General features: G+C 42.6%; 18 protein-coding genes. 9 read left to right on the top strand and 9 right to left on the bottom strand.

The window, feature by feature from the left end:
* Positions 1-17: 17 nt before the first annotated feature.
* A complete protein-coding gene (gene uidA, locus EIZ58_RS11220; RefSeq protein ID WP_134700871.1) occupies positions 18-1,817 on the bottom strand; it encodes a beta-glucuronidase in 1,800 nt (599 codons plus the stop codon).
* A gap of 133 nt (positions 1,818-1,950) precedes the next feature.
* Between uidA and EIZ58_RS11215 the strand changes: the two genes are divergently transcribed.
* From EIZ58_RS11215 to EIZ58_RS11185, 7 genes are all read left to right on the top strand, one after another.
* Entirely contained in the window at positions 1,951-3,171 is a 1,221-nt protein-coding gene (locus tag EIZ58_RS11215) for an AraC family transcriptional regulator (protein WP_134700869.1), read from the top strand.
* An 82-nt stretch (positions 3,172-3,253) separates the two neighbouring features.
* On the top strand, positions 3,254-4,771 hold the full coding sequence (locus tag EIZ58_RS11210) for a spore germination protein (RefSeq protein ID WP_240689014.1): 1,518 nt from the start codon (positions 3,254-3,256) through the stop codon (positions 4,769-4,771).
* A 2-nt stretch (positions 4,772-4,773) separates the two neighbouring features.
* Positions 4,774-5,949: a Ger(x)C family spore germination protein gene (locus EIZ58_RS11205; protein WP_134700867.1), complete on the top strand. Its 1,176-nt coding sequence runs from the start codon at positions 4,774-4,776 to the stop codon at positions 5,947-5,949.
* Positions 5,946-6,170 carry a hypothetical protein gene (locus EIZ58_RS11200; RefSeq protein ID WP_134700865.1) on the top strand — a complete coding sequence of 75 codons (225 nt, stop codon included), beginning with the start codon at positions 5,946-5,948 and terminating at the stop codon, positions 6,168-6,170. The genes EIZ58_RS11205 and EIZ58_RS11200 overlap by 4 nt, the downstream gene beginning before the upstream one ends.
* A gap of 36 nt (positions 6,171-6,206) precedes the next feature.
* On the top strand, positions 6,207-7,304 hold the full coding sequence (locus EIZ58_RS11195) for a GerAB/ArcD/ProY family transporter (RefSeq protein WP_240689013.1): 1,098 nt from the start codon (positions 6,207-6,209) through the stop codon (positions 7,302-7,304).
* Positions 7,305-7,323: 19 nt separating this feature from the next.
* A complete protein-coding gene (locus EIZ58_RS11190) occupies positions 7,324-8,424 on the top strand; it encodes a GerAB/ArcD/ProY family transporter (RefSeq protein WP_167577617.1) in 1,101 nt (366 codons plus the stop codon).
* Positions 8,424-9,521 carry a GerAB/ArcD/ProY family transporter gene (locus EIZ58_RS11185; protein ID WP_134700860.1) on the top strand — a complete coding sequence of 366 codons (1,098 nt, stop codon included), beginning with the start codon at positions 8,424-8,426 and terminating at the stop codon, positions 9,519-9,521. The genes EIZ58_RS11190 and EIZ58_RS11185 overlap by 1 nt, the downstream gene beginning before the upstream one ends.
* 115 nt (positions 9,522-9,636) lie before the next feature.
* Here the strand turns inward: EIZ58_RS11185 and EIZ58_RS11180 are convergent, their stop codons facing one another.
* The 7 genes from EIZ58_RS11180 to EIZ58_RS11150 form a co-directional block, all read right to left on the bottom strand.
* A complete protein-coding gene (locus tag EIZ58_RS11180; RefSeq protein ID WP_240689012.1) occupies positions 9,637-10,926 on the bottom strand; it encodes a TRAP transporter large permease in 1,290 nt (429 codons plus the stop codon).
* Entirely contained in the window at positions 10,923-11,462 is a 540-nt protein-coding gene (locus EIZ58_RS11175; protein WP_134700858.1) for a TRAP transporter small permease, read from the bottom strand. The genes EIZ58_RS11180 and EIZ58_RS11175 overlap by 4 nt, the downstream gene beginning before the upstream one ends.
* Before the next feature lie 90 nt (positions 11,463-11,552).
* Positions 11,553-12,587: a TRAP transporter substrate-binding protein gene (gene dctP, locus EIZ58_RS11170; RefSeq protein ID WP_134700856.1), complete on the bottom strand. Its 1,035-nt coding sequence runs from the start codon at positions 12,585-12,587 to the stop codon at positions 11,553-11,555.
* An 88-nt stretch (positions 12,588-12,675) separates the two neighbouring features.
* Positions 12,676-13,479, bottom strand: a complete 804-nt coding sequence (locus tag EIZ58_RS11165; RefSeq protein WP_167577616.1) for an HpcH/HpaI aldolase family protein — start codon at positions 13,477-13,479, stop codon at positions 12,676-12,678.
* Entirely contained in the window at positions 13,472-13,801 is a 330-nt protein-coding gene (locus tag EIZ58_RS11160) for a cupin domain-containing protein (protein ID WP_205672142.1), read from the bottom strand. Before EIZ58_RS11160 ends, EIZ58_RS11165 begins: the two co-directional genes overlap by 8 nt.
* 166 nt (positions 13,802-13,967) lie before the next feature.
* Entirely contained in the window at positions 13,968-14,639 is a 672-nt protein-coding gene (locus tag EIZ58_RS11155; RefSeq protein ID WP_167577615.1) for a GntR family transcriptional regulator, read from the bottom strand.
* A 242-nt stretch (positions 14,640-14,881) separates the two neighbouring features.
* On the bottom strand, positions 14,882-15,559 hold the full coding sequence (locus tag EIZ58_RS11150; RefSeq protein ID WP_134700848.1) for a GntR family transcriptional regulator: 678 nt from the start codon (positions 15,557-15,559) through the stop codon (positions 14,882-14,884).
* Positions 15,560-15,864: 305 nt separating this feature from the next.
* On the opposite strand from EIZ58_RS11150, the gene EIZ58_RS11145 reads away from it, so the two are divergent.
* Positions 15,865-16,767, top strand: coding sequence for a DUF6282 family protein (locus EIZ58_RS11145; protein ID WP_240689011.1), 903 nt, complete (start codon positions 15,865-15,867; stop codon positions 16,765-16,767).
* A gap of 199 nt (positions 16,768-16,966) precedes the next feature.
* On the opposite strand, the gene EIZ58_RS11140 is transcribed toward EIZ58_RS11145, so the two are convergent.
* Positions 16,967-19,450: a penicillin acylase family protein gene (locus tag EIZ58_RS11140; protein ID WP_134700846.1), complete on the bottom strand. Its 2,484-nt coding sequence runs from the start codon at positions 19,448-19,450 to the stop codon at positions 16,967-16,969.
* Between the two features lie 135 nt (positions 19,451-19,585).
* Between EIZ58_RS11140 and EIZ58_RS11135 the strand changes: the two genes are divergently transcribed.
* Positions 19,586-21,604, top strand: a complete 2,019-nt coding sequence (locus EIZ58_RS11135) for a helix-turn-helix domain-containing protein (RefSeq protein ID WP_134700844.1) — start codon at positions 19,586-19,588, stop codon at positions 21,602-21,604.
* Positions 21,605-21,733 lie beyond the last annotated feature (129 nt).

Genomic DNA, 21,733 nt, shown 5'->3' with positions numbered 1-21,733 from the left:
AGTAAGAGCACCTCCTTCTATGCTTTATATCCAAAGTCCGGAATAGCTGTCCAGCGCTTGCGCAATTCATGGGCTGCATACTTCGGTTTGCGTTCGCGAGTGAAAATCCCTTTCTTATTTCCTTGTACGCGAATAATCCCTTGGCTCGTACTGAAATCTGCAAAGTTCCATACCTGTTCGCCAACGAAATTTTCAAATTCATCAAACACTTCGTGATTAGCTCTCAAATACTCGACTTGGTATTCTTCCGTAAACATGACGGGATCCACATCGTGTAGCCCCGCAACGGTATCTGCACCATACTCGGTCATGATGATAGGCTTGCCTGGGCAGCGCTTCCGCCATCCATCAAATTCCTCGCGAAGCTTTAGCTTAGCCATTTCAAATTCTCCACCCTCAATATACCATCCATAATAGCGGTTTAAGGCAAGCACATCGACGAGTTCCGCGATTTGGCATGTATCTGGCGTAGACCACAGATGGGTGACAATCGTTACCGGCCTTTTTTGCGGATCACATTCTTTAGTCAACTCCACAAGCGGCTTAAAGTATTGATCTGCTCCCTTTTCTTCGGAAGCCGGTTCATTGGCGATCGACCACATGACCACACAGGGGTGATTTTTGTCTCGGGCGACGAGTTCCTTAATGATCTGGGCATGATGCTCATACGTTTGAATGTTTTCCCATGTGTTTCTAAACTCACCTTTTCCAAATAAGGTCGCCATGAAGTTCAAGTGCACGCCCACAGCAGGGGTTTCATCGATCACGACAAAGCCCTCTCGATCCGCAAGACGCATCAACTCCTCCGAATACGGATAGTGAGCAGTCCGGAAGGAATTGGCCCCTGTCCACTTCATCAGTTGGAAATCCATGACGTTGACGGCTTCATCAAATCCTCTGCCATGGACAGGCGCATCTTCATGCTTCCCGAAACCTTTAAAGTAAAAAGGTTTATTATTTATCAGGAATTGGCCCTCTTTCACTTCTACCGTCCGCACGCCAAACGGCTGCTCATAGACGTCTACCATTTGTCCGTCCTCTAGAAGTTCTACGCGAAGGGTGTATAAATAAGCATTTAACGGCTCCCACAACCTGACATTCGGGATCTTTACCGTCCCTTCTGAACCGGTGGTTTCGGCAACCATCGCTCCAGACTCATCCACTACCGTTATCTTAACCTGTGCTTCCCCCACAGCAGCTACCTGATAGCTTACAATACCGGAAGCGCCTTCAATTTGGGTGACAATCGTGACATCCTGGACATAGATCCACGGAGTTGTATAGATCTTTACCGGCCGATGAAGACCTGCATAGTTAAAAAAGTCAAAATTCGGGCTGTTCCGGATAACCTTACCCACTCCAGGTACCTCGCGTTCCGTATAAATGCCAACCGGAAGGGTCGTTTCATCCACAATGTTATTGACGGCAACGGTCAAACGGTTTTTGCCTGCTTGCAAATAGGCGTTAATTTCCGCCTCAAAGGGAGTAAAGCCGCCCTTATGCTCCATAACCAGTTCACCGTTTACATAAACCTTGGCTGTATGGGTAGCGGAACCAAACCGCAATACGATACGTTCGGAATTCAACAATGTCGGGACGGAAAATTCCCTTTCATACCAGACCCATCCGACATGATTGCGGATATCTGCTGTTACCCCTATATCATTATAGGAAGAGGGAACAGCCATCCTCATCGTGCCGTTCAATTTTTCCTCATACCATTTTTCCTGAATTCCTGTTCCCGTATCTAGCTTAAAGTTCCAAATGCCGTTTAAATCGATGAGTGCCCGTGTATCTGTCATGATAGGATATAACATCTCTTTGGCTCCTTTCGATAGTAAGTGAAGTTTGTAAGTGTCTATAAAACAGATTATACTTACATCGCCTAGAGACAAAAAGGATAAAGATTGCTTTTATAGGATACATTTAACGTGGAGGGAAATAACCAACATGACCCATTCTTCTCTTTCATTTTCGACAACCTTGTTGACACTTCTTCACTTATCGGACATCAACTCGTTTTTGCTTAATTCCGCAGGAGGGGTCACGCAAGCCTATCAACGGTATTCGTTGCCACCTTTTCTTTTGGAACCTCAGGCAAAAGCCTTCAAGGATTTAATTGCAGAGGCACAGAATCGTCCAGGCGTATGCTTCTTGTATACGAATGAGTTCGGCTTAACCTATGCGGCTGGCGGCTTTGATGGCCGGGATCCCGATGCCAGCTTGTTCGTCCTCGGTCCCTTCCTAAGCCAAATGCCAGATTTAAACAAGCTTTTTCACCAGTTTCATCTTGATCAGGCAACCCAAATCCTACTAGATGCCTTTTTCAGGTCTTTACCGCTTATCAGCCAGAAAAAATGGCAAGGAATCCTAAATATTCTTGAGCAAGCCCGGGGGATTCGCCAAGCCCCGGTGCATGGGATAGACACAGCGGAACCCCACAAGTTTCCTTCTGAACAGCACTCTTTCGAACAGCTTCATGAGCATGATCATGAGCTGATTAATCTGCGATACCAATTCAGCCGAGATATGATGCACGCTGTAACGAAAGGAAATAAAGAAGAATTGCGATCGATTACGGAGCAAAGCCGCGGCTTATTTGATTTTACCGAGCGTTTTCCCAACCAGCCGGTACGTGCGATGAAAAACATGCTCATCGTTTTAAATACCATGCTGCGAATCGCGGCGGAAAATGGCGGAGTTCCGCCCTTTTATCTGCATGTTCTTTCTGAGAAATTTGCCATCCAAATTGAGCGAGTGGATAGCATTAATGCCTTGACGAAATTGATTGACACGATGGGCGACGAATATTGTGACCTAGTGAAAAAGAGGACAGTTTTGGGCTATTCTTCCTTAGTGCAAAAAGTAATTGCCTATTTGTCCGTGGAATACAATAAACCTTTGATGATTCAGAAACTGGCTGCGGACTGTGCTGTACATCCAGCACACCTATCAAGACAATTCAAAAAGGAAACCGGTCTGACCATAACTCATTATCTTCAACAACTGCGAATAGAAGAAGCGAAGTGGATGCTGCGCAAAGACAGAATGTCCATCGATTGGATAGCTGGAGCGGTGGGGTTTGAGGATGCAGGCTACTTCACTCGCGTATTTAGAAAATGGGAAGGAGCGACCCCTACCGAATACCGTAATCACTGGCAAGACTACTAAATCCCAACTTTTTTAAAACAAGACTATTTATGGAGGATACTGGTAACCATAAAACCACGAGTATGGTTGGGGAGGATTTAGCTTGTCTTACCGAAAAAAGAAAAAAGAAGAGGCGGAATCCTTATCCTCTTCTCTTGAACAAAATCTCGTATTACTCCGCTCCATGTATGAAGGCTGTATCGATGTCGTTTTCCGTCCTTTTCTGATCGGGGGAAGAAGAAAGGCCGCACTGATTTATGTGGAGGGTCTTAGTAATATTGAAGAAATCGACGCTAGCCTTCTTTCGCCTCTCATGGAAGAGGAAGCAGCTGATCTTGGTCCTTTTAAGGACCTACTTAATAAAAAAATTTCAGTGGCGAAGGCCACAGAGGTTCAAACGATTTCCGATTGCAGGAAATATATCTCTACCGGCAGCCCCTTACTCTTACTGGAAAGAGAGAATATCGGATATGCTTTCGGAATAACGAAATGGGAAAAACGATCCATTGAGGAACCCGCAGCCGAATCGGTTATTCGTGGGCCGCGCGAGGGGTTTACGGAATCCATTGGCGTGAATCTATCCCTGATTCGACGCCGAATCAAAAGTCCTGATCTCAAAATGAAATCGATGAGTATTGGTCGGTATACGCAAACCGATGTTGTAATTGCCTATATGGATGGAATCGCGGACCCCACTCTTCTAGAAGAAGTTTCTAAACGGCTCGGCAGGATCGACATCGACGGCGTGCTGGAGAGCTCCTATATAGAGGAATTAATTGAAGACCAGCCCTTTTCCCCCTTCCCGCAGGTGTTGGATACAGAACGACCCGATGTAGCCGTAGCCAACTTATTGGAAGGACGGGTAGTCATTCTCGTAGATGGTACTCCTTTTGTCTTGATTGCTCCCACTACCCTCTATTCCTTAATGCAGGCTAGTGAGGATTATTATCAGCGATTCATTATAGGAAGCATGATCCGCTGGTTGCGTTATATCTTCATCCTGATCGCGCTACACCTTCCATCCATCTATGTAGCCGTGTTGACCTTTCACCAGGAAATGATCCCTACGACACTCTTGTTAAGCATGGCTGCATCCCGAGAGCAAGTTCCGTTTCCTGCGCTCGTTGAGGCGCTGATTATGGAAGTTACGTTTGAAGCATTGCGTGAAGCAGGGATTCGTCTTCCTAAACAAGTAGGCGCTGCCGTCAGCATTGTTGGAGCCCTCGTCATCGGTCAAGCCGCCGTACAAGCCGGAATCGTATCGGCTCCGATGGTCATTGTAGTGGCTCTTACAGGTATCGCTTCCTTTACGATCCCTAGATATTCCGCTGGAGTGGCCATGCGGATGCTTCGTTTTCCCGTCATTCTTTTGGCTGGAAGCCTTGGATTGCTGGGTGTTATGCTGGGAATTATCCTGATCCTGACCCACTTATGCAAGCTCCGTTCATTCGGTGTTCCCTATTTGAGTCCCATGGCTCCCATGCAATTTCAGGATATGAAGGACGTACTTTTCCGTGCCCCCTTATGGAAGCAAAATACAAGACCTCGACTAACGGGTGACTATAATCGGCGGCGCCAGTCCCCCAATCAGAAACCTAATCCGATGCGGGGAGACGAGTAGAAATGAAGCAGGTATACGCTCTTTGTTTTATACTCTTATCCTGCCTACTAGTTAGCGGATGCTGGGATCGTACCGAAGTGAATGACTTAGCACTTGCGACTGGCCTTGGGCTTGATATGAAGGATGATGATACGATTGAAATAACAATAGAAATGCACATTCCCAAACTAATGGGAGCTGAAAGTGGCGGTGGAGGCGATGCTCCCGTTACCATGGTCAGGAGCGGCGATGGAAGAACCATTGCCGAAGCGATTGCCCGCTTAAACGAAAGGATACCACGAAGGGTATTTTGGGGACACTTGAAGGCCATCATCTTTGGAGAACAATTTGCCAAAACAGGAATCCGTGAGACGGTTGATTTCCTGGTTAGACATCCGCAGCCACGCTTGCGGGCGAAGGTGTTTGTTGCTAAAGGAACAGCCAAAGAAATACTTGAGTTGCAGCCACCATTAGAACGGAGTCAGACTGAAGTTCTTCGAGAACTAGCTAACTCTGAAGTATTGCTGAATATCACATTGAAAGAACTTTTACAGATGTTAAGCGGAGATGCCCAGACAGCCGCTCTACCCATGATTACGAAACTCCCTGTGGAAAAAGGACTCAAGCCCCTTCAGACTATTGGCTATGTTAACCAGACGGCAATTTTTAAAAAGGATAAGATGGTGGCTACAATCGGTGAAAAGCTGACACGGGGCGTCCTCTGGTTCCGAAATGAAATACAGGTTTCTACCGTGACCGTCCAACCGAAAGAGGCTCAAGGGTATATTTCCCTGCTCCTGATTGACGCTGACAGTCAACTCATCCCGCGCATTGAAAATGGAAAATGGAAAATGACCATCAAAGCCGTACTCGAAGACGACGCCGTCTTAAATGGTACTACCTTTTCACTAATGGACCCCACATTTGTGAAGTCGTTGGAAGAAACAGTGGAAGAAGAACTTCAAAAACGCTTGAAGCAAACCTTAGATAAAGTTCAGAAGGACTTTAAAACCGATATTCTTGGATTTGCAGAAGCGTTCCACCGCAAGTATCCTAAAGAATGGCAAAAAGTCCGGAAAAACTGGGAGGATACCTTTGCCTCGGTGGAAGTCGACTTTGACATCAAAGCGTATGTGCGCAGGCCTGGCCTAGCCTCAACTCCACAAGGCATTCCAAAAGATGAGGTGAAAACTCCATGAATTGGGGGGCTATCCTAGGCATGACATTCATTGTCGCCTTCATTTTACTATACGAATGGCAAACCCTTCGCCAGCTGAAGCAAAAGGATAAGTTCGCTTTTCTGAGCTTATTATCGATGGGCTGGCTGCTGGGAATCGTTCTGGTATTTTATCCGGACCTCCCCAGCCCAGCCAAGCTCATGGAAGCCTTGTTTGGTCCCCTTGGTAAAATACTTGAGTAATAAGCAGGTAGCCCAAACGAAAGGAGGACCCTGATGATGGAAAGAGGGAGGATATCCTCATTGCAAATGGCGCTTTTAATGTATACCAATATCATTGCCACAGCCATTCTCATGGTTCCAAGCATTACTTTTCGATATGCTGAGCGAGATTTATGGCTTCCGCCAATCTTTGCTTCCGTAATCGGATTTTTAGCGGTATTTCTTGCTTGTAAACTACACGATATGTATCCCAATCAAACTTTCATTCAATACGGGGAACAAATCATAGGACGAGTTCTAGGAAAAGGGCTTGGTTTTGTCTTTAGCTTCTACTTCATCTTTATATGTGGAATCGTACTCAGGCAGTATGGAGAATTCCTTGTAGGAAGCTTTCTTAGCCAGACTCCCCTATTAGTGATTATGGGCAGTATGGCTCTTGTCTGCGCTCTCGCTGTACGCGGAGGATTGGAAGCCATATCTAGACTATCGGACATGTTTGTCCCCATCCTCTTCCTCCTTTGGCTAACGCTGGTGATATTACTTATCCCTGAATTCGAGCTGAGGAATTTGCTTCCCGTGATGGAGAAAGGAATCACTCCTTCGCTTTTGGCAGCCGTAGTCCCGCAGGCATGGTATACAATGTTCTTTTTCATGTCTTTTTTGCTACCCTTTCTGAGCGATCAAAAACAGGGACTCAAATGGGGATTCTACTCCGTTCTGGCCGTCATGGCTACACTGGTGATCACTAATTTAGCCACATTGTTACTGTTTGGCAACATTACAGGCAACTTTCTCTATCCGGTAATGAGCGCATCACGCTATATTGGCTATGCTGACTTTTTCGAGAACCTGGAATCGGTGGTGATGGCGATCTGGATCGGCGGGTCGTTCATTAAATTGGGGATTATGTATTACATCACAGTCCTCTGCACTGCCCAATGTTTGGAGCTCTCTGACTATAAGCTTCTTTCATTACCGATAGGCCTTCTAACTACCATGATGGGGGTATGGGCCTTTCCAAACGTTTCAGAAATGAGCCATTATTTCTCAACGGTTAGTGCTTTTGTACAGCCTACCTATTTTATTGTCATTCCAGCATGCTTACTCTTCATTGCCCTCTTGCGAGAAAGGTTCTCGCCCAAAGGAACTAGATGATTGAAAGGAGGATCCTATGATGGAAAAAGGGAGGATCACTCCTATTCAAATGGCCCTTTTGCTTTATACGAATTCGATAGCAACAGCCATTCTTTCAGCTCCCGGGATCATGTATAAATTTGCGGAGCGGGATTTATGGCTTTCTGTAATCTGGGGTTCGCTTGCCGGCTTCTTAACCATCTATCTTGCCTGGAAGCTGCATCTTATTCATCCTAATAAAACGTTGACTCAATACATGAATCTAATCGTAGGAAAGACCTTGGGAAAGATTCTCGGTTTCGTTTATAGCAGCTATTACTTAATAATCACCGGGATAGCTCTTCGTCAATATTCCGAGATGGTAGTAGGAGCCTTCTTGAACCGGACACCCATTTATATCTTAATGGGGAGCATCATGTTAGCTTGTTCTCTTGCCGTACGGGGTGGACTTGAAGTGATAGCCCGTCTGTCGGATATGCTTGTACCCATTCTTATACTCATGTGGGTTATCGTTGTGGTTCTGCTCATCCCTGAAATGAATATACAAAATATATTACCTGTAATGGAAAATGGAATCATGCCTTCACTCAAAGGGGCTCTGATCGCCCAGCAATTTTTTGCTTTATTCTTTTTCCTCCCTTTTATTCTGCCGTTTCTGAGTGATCAAAAGAGAAGCCTTCAATGGGGATTTTACTCCGTACTGGCGGTGATGGTAACCTTAACCGTTACCTCTTTGGCGACTCTTTTTCTGTTCGGAAACATAACCGGAAGCTTCCTATACCCTGTGATGAGTGCTGTCAGATACATTCAATATGCGGATTTTTTCGAAAATCTGGAATCCGTAGTCATGGCCATCTGGATTGGAGGTTCATTTATTAAACTTGGACTAATGCTATACGTCGTAGCTATGAGTACAGCCCAGTGGCTGGATTTTCCGGACTATAAAACCCTTTCTTTGCCTATGGCATTCTTAATCACCATGATGGCTATTTGGGTATTTCCCAACGTTTCTGAAATGAGTCAATTTCTGACCAGAACGTTTTTCATGATGATCACCTTTTTTATTCTTATTCCAGCTACCTTACTTCTTATTGCTCAGTTGAGGCAACTGGTTTGGGATCAAGGGAAAGGGGGAGGCTGATGCTTGAGAAAGGTAGAATTTCCTCTTGGCAAATGGCCTTGTTACTGTATACCAATGTCATTGCAACATCTGTACTTACCGCCCCTGGCGTTGCGTTCCATTATGCAGAGCGGGATCTATGGCTGTCACCAATTTGGGCTTCTCTCATTGGTTTTTTAGCCTTATATCTGGCCTGGAAATTGCATTCCATCTATATACATAAAACCTTTATTCAATACACGGAACAGATTATAGGAAAAATTCCAGGAATGATTCTTAGCTTCCTCTACATTTTTTACTTTACAGTAGGTACAGGCATAGCTCTTCGTCAATATGCCGAGTTCATTGTAGGTGCATTTCTCAACCAAACTCCGATCTTGATCGTCATGGGAACCATGATGCTGGCTACTTCCATTGCCTTACGGGGTGGACTGGAAGTAGCAGCGAGATTAGCGGAAATATTTACTCCTATTCTTTTTTTGCTCTGGGTCATCTTGATGATTTTACTCATTCCAGAATTAAAGATCACATCCATCTTCCCCGTAATGGAGAAGGGGTTAAGTCCTTCCTTAAAAGGTGCCATCGTATTGCAATCGTTTTACGCGTTATTTTTCTATGTTTCCTTTTTATTACCCTATATTAGGGATCAGAAAAAAAGTCTCTCATGGGGGTATTATTCGGTAATCACTGCCGTTGGAACCTTGGTCATTACCAATCTGACCACACTGCTCCTTTTTGGCAACATTACCGGCGACTTTCTCTACCCCATTATGAGCGCTGCCCGCTACATTAGCTATGCCGACTTTTTCGAGAATCTGGAATCTCTTGTTATGCTTATTTGGGTTGGAGGATCCTTTATCAAGTTAGGGCTTATGCAGTTTGTTGTTGTTAATTCGATCTCCCAATGGCTGAATCTTACCGACTATAAGCCGCTGTCGCTACCTGCTGGACTAATCATTACGATCATAGCATACTGGGTGTTTCCAAACGTTGCTGAAATGACTAGTTACTTTCAGAATACCTTTTTAGGGATTCCTATCTTATTCGTTTTTGTGCCAGCAGGATTACTGCTGATTTCATTCTTGCGGAAATGGCTGGGGCTGAAACTGGCGAAATAAAACTTAAAAATGGAAAGCAATGTGCTGGCCTATATATTTACTTTTCCGTAATAGGACAGGAGCAATTTTTTCCTGTCCTCCTTTGTTCTCCACCACTTTCTTTTACCTCATATCTCTATCCTAACAATCCTGCTACTCTCGGTAGATATAAGGATATTTCCGGAACGTACGTGACAATAAGCAGAGTAACAATGATACAAATAAAAAATGGAAGGCATGCTCTTACGAGTGGTTGTAATGGTACTTTCGTTACATTCGATGTAATAAACAAAACGACACCAACAGGAGGTGTAATAAGTCCTAACGCCAAGTTAATGGTTATGATGAGTCCAAAATGAACAGGATCCACTCCTAAGGTAGTAACTACCGGAAGTAATACGGGTACTAGGATAAGGATCGCTGCTGTAATATCCATAAACATCCCAACGATAAGCAATAAAATATTAATCAAAAGTAAAACTACAGTTGGATTATTGCTGATAGATAGAATAGCTTCGGCAATTTTTTGCGGCATCTGTTCAATTGTAAGCGACCAGCCAAGGATATTGGATGTTGCAATGATAAAAGTGATCGACGCTGTAATAATCCCTGTGTGTGACAGAATTCTCGGTAAATCTGAAAGTTTCAATGTCCGATATACAAATAAACCAATAAACAGTGCTACGAAACAGGCGATCGCACCTGACTCAGTCGGTGTGAACATACCGGAATAAATACCGCCTAAAATGATGAATGGGATGAGCAAGGCGGGGATGGCCTGATAAAAAGAAACCATAAATTCCTTCAGGGTAGGGAATGGATGTTTTTTCAAGACAGCTCCCTTTTTACGCGCATAAAGGAAAACAACAACGATGTGAGCAACAGCTATTAATAAAGCTGGAATAATCCCGGCCAAAAACAAAGCACCAATGGATGTACTGGCCGCAACCCCGTAAATAATAAAGATTAAACTAGGTGGATGAACCGGTCCAATAATGGAGGATGTCGCAGTAAGTGCTGCTGCAAACCTCCGATCATAACCGTCCTTTTCCATCTCTGGCACCATCATGGAGCCCCTTATCGCTGCTTCCGCGTTAGCAGAACCTACAATGGCCCCAAGAAAAACACCCACGAACACATTCACGTAGCCTATCCCGCCGCGAACATAGCCAATTAAGCTGCGAGAGAAATCGATAAGCTTTGTTGTTATCCCTGATGAATTCATCAATTCACCGGCAAGTATAAAGAACGGAATGGCAAGAAGAGTAAAACTATCGACATTAGAAAACATCCGTTGTGTCATGGTTTGCAATAAATGAAAATCACCGGTGCTTAATAAATGAATAAACCCGGTTATCCCTATAACAAAAGCAATAGGAGCGCCCAAAGCTAACAAAATGATGAAACCGAGCGAAGCATACATCATTTGGCTTCTCCCCCTTGAATCTTCATTTGATCGTATAAATTATCATTCCGAGCTTGATCAGACGAAACAACCGGATCCTTTTGCTCAAAGAAATGCGCGATGGCATGAACGAGTGTCATTACCATGCCAATTGGAATGGCCAGATACGGAACATACATGGGTAAATTTAGACCTGCGCTATGTTGAAGCATAACCGTTCTGGAGAATGATTGCTTGAATCCATAATAAATAAGAATAAGAATAAACCCGATCATGACCAACTGGACGAGAGCAGAAAGGATGGTCCTAGATTTAGGAGGTATTTTATCCATTAATAGATCAAACCCAACGAGTTCCTTCCGTTTATACACCGCACTGACACCAATAAAAGTAAGCCAGACTAATGTATACCTTGCTACCTCCTCCGACCAGGAAAAAGAATGACCGAAAAGATTGCGTCCCACAACCTCTAGCATCGTTACACCTGCCATCAAGCCCACTAATAGAGTAAGTATCCATATTGAAAGGGTATAAATCATCTTACTTAACTGTTGCAACGTAAACCCTCCTAGTCATTTGATATAAATCAACTATCGCTAGAAAATTAGAAGGGGCAAAGATTCAGTGCCCCACCATTTACGATGCACTTATTTTAATTTCTGAACTTCCTCAATAAACTTTTTAATTAGAGGATCTTTAGAAGAATAAGCATCATAGACTGGTTTTGTTAAATCCAAAAACTCTTTATTGTCTTTTAATTCTGTTACCGTTATCCCTTTTTCTTTAATTGTTTTTAACGCTTCTGTATCCAAGACCTTCACTTCGGAGATATTGAAATCTGTCGCTTCTACAGCAGCCTCTTGAATCGCTTTCTTATCTTCATCGGAGAGACCATTAAAAATATCACTATTAAAGATAAGTGCACCGGGGAAAGGAAACTGTCCGGAAAGCGTGATATGCTTTAATACCTCATAATGTTTCTCTGCAACAATGGAAGTCAGGTTTATCTCTTCTCCATCAATGACCTTTGTCTGAAGAGCTGAATAAATTTCACCATAAGCCATAGGAGTTGGAGAAGACCCTAGTTTCGCAAATGTGTCTTTGATCAAGTCAGAAGGAACAACTCTTAACTTTAACCCTTCCAAATCAGATGGTGATTTAACTTCTTTCTTCGTATTGGCAATATGTCTCATTCCACCTTCAAACAAGGTTAACCCTTTTAATCCCAGTGATTGGTCAAGGCTGTCCAATAATTCTTTCGTAACTGGAGCTTTTAGTACCTTCTCTTCAATGTCATAGCTGTTAATAAGAAATGGCATCTGCACCGCATCAAGCACGGGAGTAAATCCGCTAAATATAGCACTTGATACGACTGCTGAATCGATCGAACCATTCATGGTTTGCTCGAGAATCTCTCTATCGTCCCCTAGTTGTCGAGAAGGGTAAATTTGAATGTCAATACGTCCATTTGTTTTTTCTTTCACCAGCTCTACAAATTTAACCGTAGCTGTATGAAAAGGATGCGTTAGTGAGGCGGCATGAGCTATTTTAATCGTTTTGACTTCTTGATTCGAAGAAGAATCCGGACTTGTAGTAGCGGTGGATGTATCATTCCCCTGCCCACAACCAGCTAATAAAGCAACCATACCCACACTTAATAGAAACGATAGACATTTTTTCATATAATATCCCCCAATTTTTTACATTTTTCATTGGATCAACCGCTTACATTTCTATCAAAAGATCCATTCGGATTTCCAAGTAAATCCTTTATACTTTTAGAAAATCGTGACGGATACGTTCTTGCAAATGTTTGATTCCTGTGGCTGCTTGTTTAAAAACAGCAATATCAGATCCCCAGACAATGTACGGAATGTTCTGCTCCATTGCATATCGATACTCTCTCTCATTATTAACCATAATACCGGGCTGTTTTCCATGTGTTCGACAAGACTCCAAAATGGTTTGTACAGGTCCGCTCATTTCCCCAGAAACATAATCAGATGAAAGGTTTAATGCAATGGACAAATCAACAGGTCCTATAAATACGATATCCAATCCTTCTACGCTACAGATAGCATCTACTTGATTAAATGCGCTAACCGTTTCAATATGAACGGCAATCGTATTTCTTTCATTTGCTTCTTGCATATAACTCTTTCCGGTCTTAAATCCAAACTTTGCAGCACGGTGGGCATAGGTGACCCCTCTTGTACCATGAGGAGGATACTTTGCCGCTTGAACAATGGATTCTACATCTGCCCGATTATTTATTTGGGGAACTTGAATCCCTATGGCTCCTAAATCCAGGGCATGGAGAATGGTACTTTCTTCACTGTCTGGAATACGAACTATAGAAGCCATGTCATATAAGTCAGCTGTACGGACCATATGTTCAACCTTGTCATACGATAAGGTTGTATGCTCCATATCAATCACGATGAAATCAAATCCGGAAAGTCCAAGTATTTCGATTAATTCAAGCGAGTATATTTTTACAAAAGTACCTAATTGTGAATCCCCAGTGAACACACGAGTTTTAAATGTTGTCTCCCCCTCTTTATAATTACTCATCATATTCCGCTCTTTTCGGTGTGAAAATGTCGAGATTTAGAACTGTTTCCTCACCAATCACCTCAGCATAATGCACAACATGAGGTGGAACTACAAGAAGCCCTCCTTCTTCTAAAATTACACTCTCCTCCCCAACATGAAATTTCACTTTGCCGCTTAAAATATATACAATTTGTTCAAAATGGTGGCTATGCGGCCTAGGCTCATGTCCTGGAAGCAAAGTATTCATAGCAATTGTTGCACCTTCTCCGCTAAACCCCTTGCGACTTACACCTTCCCGAACGATTACCTCTTGAATTTGTTCCCAATTAGCGACTTTCACCATATTTCCTCCTTTAGCCAACATGTAAATATTATCAAATGGAAATCATATATAATTTTTTATATAATTATATATGATTTAATTGGAATTATATATATAAGGTCAATTGTTGTCAATTAAATTTTAACAATTTAGATCTTTCCTAAAAAATATAGCTTCGTATCCCTTATTCCCCTCTCATGGATTGAGATAACATTAAAGCATGGAGTACATTTCTAAATCCATTTTCTTTTTGAAATCGAATTAACCTAGCTACTTTCTCCTCGTCCTTTTCTATCAAACCGTCCACTATTTCGCGGTGTTCAATATTGGATACACACAAGCGTTCCGAGTCATAAGTAAATATCATTTTTGAATTTTCACTCTTCATATACAAATTTTCGATTATTTCGATTAAAACCGGTGCATGGCAAGCACGAATAAGCAGCATATGAAACTCTCTGTTGTACCTCGTGTACTCAGGAATATTGTTACTTTGATAGCACTCGTCCATTATCCGTACCAAATGGTCAAGTTTAACAATTTCCTCAGACTTTGCTTCCCTAACTGCGAGACGAGCTGCAAGAGTTTCAAGCTCTGTACGAATAAGGAAGATTTCTTTCAAATTTTTTAAATTGATTGCCGCCACTCTGGCTCCTCTATGTGACTTCGTTTCGAGCAATCCCTCTGATGATAGCTTTTGAATCGCTTCTCGAACAGGAATATCACTAACCCCTAAAAGCCTGGAAATTTCACGAATAACAATTCGGTCCCTAGGTTTGTAGGAAGCGGTTAATATTTTCTCTTTTAAGAATTCATAGACCCTGTCAGATTTCGTGTACCCTTCTAAATGATCCATACCCCTATTCCCTCCCATATTAATAAATGTTCGAAAAAGAAAAGATGTCATTATAATATATATACAAAAATAAAAGATATATAATTTTTAAAGGATTATATATCTTTTATTTGATAGATGTCAATCTATGGCTTTTTATATTCCCCATAAATAACAATAGGCTACCCTTTCACATAGAAAGAGTAGCCGATATTAGACAAAAGAAATTTTATTGTTATAGATGGAAATGTTAATCAATAAACTTACCCTCCAAGAAAAGATCTTGATATCCTTAAGGCGTTCAAAACCACTTTGAACCCATTTTCCTTTTGAATCCGGATAAGTTCTGAGGCCCTGTTTTCGTCTTTGATACGAAGAGCTGCAACGATCTCTTTATGTTCCTCATTAGAGACACGTAAACGTTCTGGGTCGTATGTAAATATCATTTTTGAGTTTTCGCTTCTCATATATAAATTTTCAATCATTTCACTCAGAACCGGAGCATGGCTTGCTTGATATAGCAGACGGTGAAATTCCCGGTTGCACCTTGTAAATTCACAAATATCCTTTTCTTGAATACTCTCATCCATTTTTTGCACCAAGCTATCCAACTGGGCAATCTCTTCTATTGTCGCTGATTTGGCTGCTAGACGAGCTGCAAGGGTTTCAAGTTCTACACGAATAAGAAAAATTTCTTCCAAATTATTAATGTTTAATGCCGCGACTCGGGAACCACTATGGGATTTTGTCTCGATCAATCCATCCGATGTTAATTTCTTTATTGCTTCTCGAACGGGAATGTCACTTACACCCAGTTGTCTGGAAATTTCACGAATGACAATACGATCCCCGGGTTTGTATTCAGACCTTAATATTTTTTCCTTTAAGTATTCATACACTATGTCAGACTTGGTATTTCCTCCAGGATGGTCCATAACCATATCAAGCTCCCTTATCTAATATAAAACCCGTAGCCTTTTTCCTAACAAAAATAATCAAAATATATATCATAGCAAGTATTGTTATATATTATTTTGTACAAGTGTTCAAGTCAAGTATAATAAGGTATTTCAGGATCCTAGTTCATAAATTATCTTCCTACATAATAGCTATAGACAATATATTAATAAATAGTACTTGAAATAGTAGTTCTATTCAAATAATATATATTTAGATAAATATTATATATGATTTGTAATTGTATTATATCTAATTTTCGTTTACTTAATGACTACTGAACAAGGGAGTGGATGAATTTATGTATCGTGAATTACTTGAAGGGGCTTATGATCTTCATGTGCATACCGGACCGGATGTTAATGAAAGAAAACTTGATGACTTTGAAATGGCAGAACGAGTAAAAAACTTAGGCATGAAGGGATTCGGGATAAAATCTCATTATTTTTGTACAGCTGAACGGGCTAGATTAGTTAAAAAGTTATATCCAGATGTTGAACCAATCGGTGCCATTGCCTTGAACTACCCCGTTGGCGGAATTAATCCGATTGCAGTTAATATGGCCGCCCGCGATGGAGCGAAAATAGTTTGGATGCCAACCTTTGATGCTAAGAATGAGCTTGACTTTTTACTAATACAGAATGTATACAGCGAGTTGCCTCCTTGGGCAAAGGTTCAATTGGAATTAGCTCAACAAGGTAAAACTCAAGAGGGGATCAGCGTGCTCGAGAACGGGGATATAACCAAAAACACACTAGAAGTTTTAGATTTGATTGCTCAAAATAATATGATCCTTGCCACTGGTCATTTAGGAAAACAAGAAATTTATGCGGTAGTCCGTGCTTCTCGTGATATGAATTTAAAAAAAGTGGTTATTACCCATCCTACCTTCTCTTCTGTGAACTTATCAAAGGAAGAACAGAAAGAACTGACTGAACTAGGAGCCATCATGGAACAATGTTTTGGGGTCATTAATCCACATTATGGAATTGATTGGGACGGGCTATATGAAACCATTCGGTATGTGGGTCCTGATCATTGTATTTTATCCAGTGATCTAGGACAAACGAATAACCCTTATCCAGATGAAGGAATGATTACCTTTGTAACTAATTTGTTTAATAATGGATTTACAAAGGAAGAAATCAGAAGAATGACAGTTGAAAATACAACAGCATTAGTAAAAGAATAATCTTTGGATTTGAATCCTTAGCTTAATGTGTCTACATTAAGCGCTTTATTTTTATAATGAGCTCTACATTATGGAAAGTATTTTCTAAGCCGGTTCCTACGGAAGAAATTGAACAATAAAAAACACAGGATTCCAACGTGTGGAAAACTGTGTTTTTCATAACACGAATCTTTCCTCCCTAGATGGGAAGCCATCCTATCTATTCCTTCTTCTTCCCAAAATCAATCACTTCCGTAGAAACCCCATTCATTATCACATCTTCTTCCGCGAACAAGATCGGCTTATACTCGAAATTCTCATACATCTCAATTTGATCTTCATAATGGTCTCTTACCGTTCCATCCTTTTCTACAAATCCAATCTGGCCCGGAGGGGTTAAGTTAAATCCGACTTGTCCTTGCTTGGTTAGCTCAACAAAATGATTTTCGCTTCCGCGATTCATCTGAATGATCGGTTTACCTGAGCCCAATCCGTGCGGAACTCCAATTAAGGATTGCCCCCCAAAGGTCACGGTTTGAATCGGCTTTATCCACTTCATCATGTCTGCTCCGTATTGTTTCGTCAGCTGATCCAGGGCCTGCTTCAAGCTGCTAAGAATCTGCTCATCGCGATCTTCTGTCATCCAGTCATATTGGGTTGGAGAAGAGGCTTTGTCTCCTTCCAGGATACGGAGTAATAAGCCCGTTCCGTAACGGTGATCAATGATTCCTTTTAGCGTGTTGTAGTCCTCTCCAAGATCGTCTTTGATCACATTTTCTACTAAGGCAGGCCACCAAGCTTCAAAAAGAGTGACGGCAGGAGAGTCATAAAATTTATCCTTATCCTTGTCTTCTGCTAAATTGTTCCATTCCTTAAGTAGCTCTAATACGTCGGGGTATCGTACATCTTTGTTCACATGCTTCTCAAGAGCCTCAACGAGGAAAGGCTTGAAGTTCGTCGTTCTTAAGTTGATAAAGCTCGCATGATAATTGATATTATTAATATCCTGAAGATCTAGTTTATCGAGAGACTCCACACCCCGTTTAAATTGCTGAACGCGGTTATCCGCTGCCCAAGAAAAAGTATTTTCATTGTTGTCCCAGCCTGCGGACGGCTTGTTGTTCCAATTGGCAATATAACCAGACTTTGGGTTGATGATATGCGGATTGTCCTTTGTATCCGTCCAGCCCTTCCACTCATATTCGCCGGTTCCCGGGGTTGGAAGTCTCCAATCGACTCGGTCGTCTCGCACCGGCTGCTGTCCCACATGGTGGTAGGCCGTGTTTCCATCTTTGTCCGCATAGAACCAGTTCAAGGACATTCTAAAGTGGCGTGCAGCCTCCATCCACTCGTTCAGATCCTTGGCGTGGTTCGTTTTGAGATAGGCTTCCCAGCCCTGTGCTTCCTGACCGCGGAAGACCCATCTTTTCGTGTAGGCTAAATGGTTCTGTTCATCAAGAAAAACGACTGGACCGTGAACGGTATAATAGAAGTCCTTCTGTGTCTCCTCCACCTTGCCCGTCTCGGTATTCTTCACCTTAATGGTCTGTGTTTTCTTCTCCATCTCTACCCATTTCCCTTGGAACTTGTACTGATAAGTGTTGGTAGGATTCAGTTCTTCCTGATAGATATCCACCATATCGGCAAAACCAGCGGTCGCGGTTTGGGCAAAGCGGTCGTTACTGCCAAACATAATAAACGGATATCCGATAAAACTAGATCCTTGCATGTTAAAATCAGGAGAATGCAATCCCACTTCATACATAAATCCAGGCGCGGTTAAGCCCACCTGAGGACCACTCATTAGGAGCGAATTTCCGCTTTTGGACTTTTTAGGACTGACTATCAGCGCATTGCTGCCTACCTTCAGCGGAAGAGACAACTCTTCAGAGGCTTTGATAAAGTCTTCTCTATCTTTGCTTAGAGCCGCGGAAGCGGTAAGTACCCGTGGATCCGCCTGACTTATTTTCTGGTCCTTCTTCTTTTCACCGTAAGTAAACTCATCCCATTCGATCGTGGTCACTGCCAATGGGTCCCTGTAGAAGATATCTTCAAACATTTTTTTAGCCTTTTCCTTGCCGTGCTGCTTTTCTAAGCTGGCCAAAATCGCCGCGTTCTTCACCTCTTGCTCCTGGTCCATAAACACCGTCATCGACGACATCCACAGTCGAATAATATCCACATCCGACCATTTCTTTGGCTTCAATTGATAGTCATGAAATTCCTTAGATAATAGCTTATCGGGGTCCTTCAAGGCTTCCTCGACATACAAGGAAATCCCTTCCGCGAACTGTTGGGCCACTTTTTGGGAGAACGGATTCATCTTCTTGATCATCTTTTTGATTTCTCCATCAGAGTACCCATCACGACGTATGGTCTCATCTCGCTTCAAGTACTTCTCCCCAAAAATCTCGGCTGACGTTCCTTCGTTTCCACGCTTGAACATCTCTAATTGAAATAAGCGGTCCTTGGCCATCATATAGCCGTAAGCTTTATATAGATCGTCCAGATTCTGGGCGTAGATATGCGGCACGCCAAAGGAATCTCGAATGACCTTGACGGTTCCTTGACCCACTTTCACCTTATTCGATTGAGAAGCGCTTACATGCTTTTCAGCGGCAAAGCTAGGCACCACGCCTGTCGTTAAGCTCAATGCTAATGCTAGACTCAAAGATGCTCGACTCATTTTTCCCCACGTTCTCATTCATAGCCCTCCATTATGTAAAAGATTTATTGAATTAAACCTAATTATAATTTTCAGAATTTATATTGCAATGTAGGGATCCACACTTTATAATGAAAAAAGTGTAAAAATACAACCTCTAAGGTGATAACAAGGATGAACCTCGCTTTTATTTCAAACTATCTATCTAAAAAGTTCATAGATATCCCCTACCAAATTTGGCTGCACCGAATTAAAGAAAAGGAACCGACGCTACTCCTATTTTCACATGAACGCCCTTTGGTACAGGGTGGATGGAACTCCACAGTTTTCCACTACCTGGAGGAGGACAAGGTGACGTTTGACCTGATGCTAGAACAGGTTGAATTCACGAGGGATGAGTATGATGAGCTTTCTTTTTTGTTTCAAGCTATCGTTACCGAGCACCGGTTGAACTCGAGGGAAACCGATCTGAAGCGAATGATGGAAATCACAACATCGATCACCTCAACGCTAGATAGGGAACAAATCCTAAGAAACATCATCGACCACGCGCTGTTAGTTCTAGCGAATGTCGATGCAGGATACTTGCTACTATTTGAGGAGGAGCACCAGCGTCTGATTCCACAAGCGGTCGTTGGCTTTAGCCCAAGATTCTTCGAATTTCAGGCTGCACCAGGTGAGGGAATTACCGGCCGCGTATTCCTTGAAGGAACCTCTCTCTTGTATAATTCTCAAGAAGAAATTTATGAGGGCATGGCTACCACACACCCTGAGAACTACCGGATTACGCTAGAATCTGCCGATACAATTCATCCGAAAGCGATGATCTGCGTCCCTGTTTCCATTGGTGAGAAACGAATCGGCGTATTGGCGGTTCACCAATTTTACAAGCAAGGCCTTCTTACTCCTTGGGATGTTCAGCTCATGGAGGGGTTCGCCGCCCACACGGCTATCGCCATCCAGAACGCTAATCTCTATCATAAAGCAGAGACCCATTTCGAAAATGCTTCAAAATTTAGTGAACAGCTTCGCTTGAAGAATGAGCTCCTTGAAAAGAGAAATCAAATTCACAAGGAACTCACCAAGCTTTCCCTCCATAATAAAGGGATCGGCGGAATTATCCGGGAATTAAGACAGATGCTGCAAAGACCCCTCTACTTCTATGACTTTATTAATATGGAAGCTACCCGGGAGTCTCCCATGCCTTGCGAGAACGTTCGCCGTCTGGCCCAACGTCATAAGAACAATTCCTTTGATTATGGTGAGGACCATCAATGGCTCCGCTTCTTTCCGATCAGTTCCGGGCATGAAATATTAGGGTGTATCGTTACGCCTGTTCAGGGGCAGCTCCCCCTTTTAGACGAGGTGATCATTGAACAAGGGGCCTCCATCCTCGCCTTGGAATTTATGAAGACCCTCTCTTTGCTGGAGAAGTATAACCGAAAGACCCACGAACTTTTTAACGAGCTGCTGCAAAACGAAAACAGCGAATTTCTCGCCAACCGATCGATCGACCTGAAACTCTCGCCGCATTCTTCCATTTTCCTGGTGATCATCGAAAATCTGAACGCCTATGATCCGTATCGCCTGGATCTTGATATTCACCGCTTAATTTATCGAATAAAAAGCAACCTGACGCATCAACCGAAACTCATTTACGGCTTTAATAACAGGGCGATTGCCTTGTTTTCACTTGAACCCAGTGAGAGCTTCCACTATACCTTGAAAGACTTGCAAGCCCTTCACCAGGAATACGAAAAAAGATTCGATTGCTCGCTTAGAACCGCTATCTCTGCTGTCCACCCGGGGCTCGTTCACGCCAGAAAATGCTACGAAGAAGCCCAAAAGGTTCTCAGTTTTCTTTCCGCCCGTAAACAACATCAAGTGCTTTGCTACGAGGAAATGGGCATGAACCGGTTGTTTATGGGCCAACAGTCAGAGATTGAATCCTTTATTGAAGAAACCTTATCGCCACTTTGGAGGAGCGGTCATGATGAGCTGGAAAAAACCTTGCAAGTCTTTCTTTCCCATAACCAATCCGCTGCACCTGCAGCTGAAGAGCTTCATATCCATGTGAATACACTGTACAAACGGTTGAAGAAGATTGAAGAGCTGCTGCAGGTTCAGTTTCAAGATGGAACCTCCCTATTAAGAGTGCAGTTAGCTTACCATTTAAAACAGACGTTTTTGTAAAAGAATAAAAAACAAGCCATTCTATCAAAAATCAATAGAACAGCTTGTTTTTTTCTTAAATACCACTTTGTATTTCTCCATCTATAATCGTCATCTCAATTTGAGTTTCCTCATTCAACTGGCCGCCAT

The organism is Ammoniphilus sp. YIM 78166 (genome assembly GCF_004522215.1).
Lineage (GTDB): Bacteria > Bacillota > Bacilli > Aneurinibacillales > RAOX-1 > YIM-78166.
This window is presented reverse-complemented; position numbering and strand designations above follow the sequence as displayed.

Coding starts and splice junctions, on each gene's coding strand:
- EIZ58_RS11180 (WP_240689012.1), bottom strand. CDS start 10,926: ATGATGTATGCTTCGCTCGGTTTCATCATTTTGTTAGCTTTGGGCGCT.
- dctP (WP_134700856.1), bottom strand. CDS start 12,587: ATGAAAAAATGTCTATCGTTTCTATTAAGTGTGGGTATGGTTGCTTTA.
- uidA (WP_134700871.1), bottom strand. CDS start 1,817: ATGTTATATCCTATCATGACAGATACACGGGCACTCATCGATTTAAAC.
- EIZ58_RS11155 (WP_167577615.1), bottom strand. CDS start 14,639: ATGGATCATTTAGAAGGGTACACGAAATCTGACAGGGTCTATGAATTC.
- EIZ58_RS11190 (WP_167577617.1), top strand. CDS start 7,324: ATGGAAAAAGGGAGGATCACTCCTATTCAAATGGCCCTTTTGCTTTAT.
- EIZ58_RS11215 (WP_134700869.1), top strand. CDS start 1,951: ATGACCCATTCTTCTCTTTCATTTTCGACAACCTTGTTGACACTTCTT.
- EIZ58_RS11200 (WP_134700865.1), top strand. CDS start 5,946: ATGAATTGGGGGGCTATCCTAGGCATGACATTCATTGTCGCCTTCATT.
- EIZ58_RS11135 (WP_134700844.1), top strand. CDS start 19,586: ATGAACCTCGCTTTTATTTCAAACTATCTATCTAAAAAGTTCATAGAT.
- EIZ58_RS11165 (WP_167577616.1), bottom strand. CDS start 13,479: ATGAGTAATTATAAAGAGGGGGAGACAACATTTAAAACTCGTGTGTTC.
- EIZ58_RS11205 (WP_134700867.1), top strand. CDS start 4,774: ATGAAGCAGGTATACGCTCTTTGTTTTATACTCTTATCCTGCCTACTA.
- EIZ58_RS11140 (WP_134700846.1), bottom strand. CDS start 19,450: ATGAGAACGTGGGGAAAAATGAGTCGAGCATCTTTGAGTCTAGCATTA.
- EIZ58_RS11150 (WP_134700848.1), bottom strand. CDS start 15,559: ATGGTTATGGACCATCCTGGAGGAAATACCAAGTCTGACATAGTGTAT.
- EIZ58_RS11195 (WP_240689013.1), top strand. CDS start 6,207: ATGGAAAGAGGGAGGATATCCTCATTGCAAATGGCGCTTTTAATGTAT.
- EIZ58_RS11185 (WP_134700860.1), top strand. CDS start 8,424: ATGCTTGAGAAAGGTAGAATTTCCTCTTGGCAAATGGCCTTGTTACTG.